At 65.0% G+C, this 2,997-nt stretch carries 2 protein-coding genes and 1 pseudogene; all 3 read left to right on the top strand.

Going from position 1 to position 2,997, the window contains the following annotated elements:
- Positions 1 to 54 precede the first annotated feature (54 nt).
- Positions 55 to 966, top strand: coding sequence for an ESX secretion-associated protein EspG (locus WB785_RS07480; RefSeq protein ID WP_424078200.1), 912 nt, complete (start codon positions 55 to 57; stop codon positions 964 to 966).
- 174 nt (positions 967 to 1,140) lie between these two features.
- Entirely contained in the window at positions 1,141 to 2,655 is a 1,515-nt protein-coding gene (eccD, locus tag WB785_RS07475; protein WP_424078198.1) for a type VII secretion integral membrane protein EccD, read from the top strand.
- Positions 2,633 to 2,997, top strand: a pseudogene (locus tag WB785_RS07470) (peptidase S8); the annotation flags it as partial. The gene eccD and the pseudogene WB785_RS07470, both read left to right, overlap by 23 nt.

Here is a 2,997-nt window from a genome sequence, read left to right as displayed (position 1 = left end):
GGGTGTGCTGCCGCGTCCTGCGGTAACCGACCACGCCGAGATACGAGAGTAGTGATGGATCAAACCACCCGGACCGATATCACAGTCAACGTCGAGGGTTTCTGGATGTTGCAGGCGTTGCTGGATATTCGCCACGTCGCGCCCGAATTGCGGTGCCGGCCATTTGTTTCCACTGATTCGATGGAATGGCTGAACGAGCATCCGGGCATGGCTGTCATGCGCGAACAGGGGATCGTGACGGGCGAGACGGTCGACGAGTCGATCGCTGCCAGGATGCGGGTATTGGCCGCGCCCGATCTCGAGGTCATCGCGCTGCTGTCCCGCGGCAAGCTGCTCTACGGCGTCAAGGAAAAGGAAGAAGGCAGCGAAGACGAGCCGGTGGGCTCCCGCGAGATCCCAGACAATGAGTTTCGTGTGCTGCTAGCCCGCCGCGGCCAGCATTGGGTCTCGGCGGTACGGGTCGGCGACGAAATCACCGTTGACGACGTCGCAGTCGCCGACACGACTTCGATCGCGGCGCTGGTGTTCGATGCCCTGGAGTCGATCCACCACGCCGATCCCGCAGCGATCAACGCGGTCAACGTGCCGCTGGAAGAAATGCTGGAAATCACGAAGGCCTGGCAGAGCTCCGGTTTCAATGTCTTCTCCGGCGGCGATCTACGCCGACTCGGCATCAGCGCGGCGACGGTGGCCGCGCTGGGACAGGCGCTGTCGGATCCGGCGGCTGAGGCCGCCGTTTACGCCAGGCAATACCAAGACGACGCCAAGGCGCCCAGCGCCTCGGTGCTGTCGCTTAAGGACGGATCGGGCGGGCGTATCGCTATGTACCAGCAGGCGCGTACCGCCGGGTCGAACGAGGCCTGGCTAGCTATCTGCCCTGCTACCCCGCAGTTGGTCCAGGTCGGGATCAAGACCGTTTTGGAAACCCTTCCCTACGGCGAGTGGAAAACGCATAGCAGAGTTTAACTGAACGTTACGGAAATACCGCACGTACCAAGGTTTTTCGGTGCAGCATTCACTCAAGATGCGGATGCCGCGAAACACTCTAGAATCTGCTCAACAATTGGGACGCGACGTCACAATTACAAATAGCGAGGCAAGACACATGGACCCAGAAATCGTCGACAGAGGGGTTGCACAATGACCGCAGTAGCCGAGGCGCCACAGCCTGGTTCAGAGGCAGTCTCATCGCCTCAGTCTGTAGTGGTTGGCATCATCGCCGGCGAGGGCGCGCAAATCGGCGTGCTGCTAGACGCCAACGCCCCGGTATCGGTGATGATCGACCCGCTACTCAAGGTCATCAACGTCCGACTGCGGGAGCTGGGTCTGCCGGCCCTAGAAGCCCAACAGCGCGGCAGGTGGGCGTTGTGCCTCGTTGATGGCACACCGCTACGGGCCGCCCAGTCGCTGAGCGAGCAGGACATCTACGACGGCGACCGGGTATGGCTGCGGTTCGTCGAAGACACCGAGCATCGCTCGCAGGTCATCGAGCACATCTCGACGGCCGTGTCGGTCAACCTGAGCAAGCGGTTCAGCTCAATCAACCCGACGGTGGCCATCCAGGTCGGCGCGGCAATGGTCGCGAGCGGGGTGCTGTTGGGATCGCTGCTGCTGGGCTGGTTCCGCTGGCACCACGACTCGTGGGTACCGGCGCCCTACGCCTTGGTCATCGCGGTGCTGGTGATCTCCGTGGCGCTGATGATCCTGTCGCGTGCCAAGACCGTTCAGGATCGCCGCGCAGGCGACATCTTGCTGTGGAGCGGTCTGGCGCCACTTGCGGTGGCGGCCGTTGCGGCGCCGCCCGGACCAGTCGGTGCGCCACACGCGGTGATGGGATTCGCGGTCGCAGGCGTCGGCGCGATGCTTGCCATGCGGTTCACCGGCCGTCGGCTGGCTACCGGAACTGCGATCGTCACGGTGTCCCTGGCCGCGACGTTGGCGAGCCTGGCCCGGATGGCGCTGGGCACCGGTGCGGTCACGCTGCTGACCTGCATACTGCTGGCCTGCGTGTTCGGCTATCACGGCGCCCCGGCGCTGTCCCGCTGGTTGTCCGGGATCCGGCTGCCGGTGTTCCCGTCTGCCACCAGCCGCTGGGTGTTCGAGGCCCGGCCTGATCTGCCGACGACCGTCGTACACCCCGTTGGCGGCGGCCGCCCGACCCTTGAGGGCCCCGCGTCCGTCCAAGACGTGGTGCTGCGGGCCGAGCGGGCCCGGTCATTCCTGACCGGCCTGCTGGTTGGACTGGGTGTGCTGACGATTGTGTCCCTGGGGGGCGTATCCGATCCACGCACGGGCGACCGCTGGCTACCGCTACTGCTGGCCGCTGCCACCGCCGGCTTCCTGATGCTGCGCGGCCGCTCCTACGTCGACCGCTGGCAGGCGATCATCCTGGCCTTGACGTCGGTGCTGATCATCGCCGCGATCGTGGTGCGATACACGCTGGTGTTGTCCTCGACGGCCGCGATGTCGGCCGGAGTGGCCATCGTGGTGCTGTTGCCTGCGGCGGGCTTGACGGCTGCGGCGGTCGTGCCTAACACCATCTACAGCCCGCTGTTCCGCAAGCTCGTGGAATGGGTGGAATACCTCTGCCTGATGCCCATCTTCCCGCTGGCCTTGTGGCTGATGAATGTCTATGCAGCGATTCGTTACCGGTAATCGTCGGCTGCGTCCGCTTCGCGCGGCCGCAGTGGCTGCCACGACGCTCATCGTTGCATCGGTAGCGCTTTCCGGCGCGCCGGCCTACGCGATCGATCCACCCGGGATCGACCCGGGGGCGGTACCGCCGGACAGTTCGCCGGGGCCTCCTCAGCCGATGAAACAGGGCTCGTACTGCACGGAGGTTGGGGTGTTGCCGGGCACCGACTTTCGGGTGCAACCGAAGTACATGGACATGCTCAACCTGAATGAGGCGTGGCGCTTCGGCCGCGGCGGCGGCGTGAAGGTCGCCGTCATCGACACCGGAGTGACCCCGCACCCGAGGCTGCCGCACCTACTTCC

The organism is Mycobacterium sp., assembly GCF_049585075.1.
Taxonomy (GTDB): domain Bacteria; phylum Actinomycetota; class Actinomycetes; order Mycobacteriales; family Mycobacteriaceae; genus Mycobacterium.
The sequence above is the reverse complement of the archived record's forward strand: the minus strand, read 5'-3'. Positions and strand labels throughout refer to the sequence as shown.

Coding starts and splice junctions, on each gene's coding strand:
- eccD (WP_424078198.1), top strand. CDS start 1,141: ATGACCGCAGTAGCCGAGGCGCCACAGCCTGGTTCAGAGGCAGTCTCA.
- WB785_RS07480 (WP_424078200.1), top strand. CDS start 55: ATGGATCAAACCACCCGGACCGATATCACAGTCAACGTCGAGGGTTTC.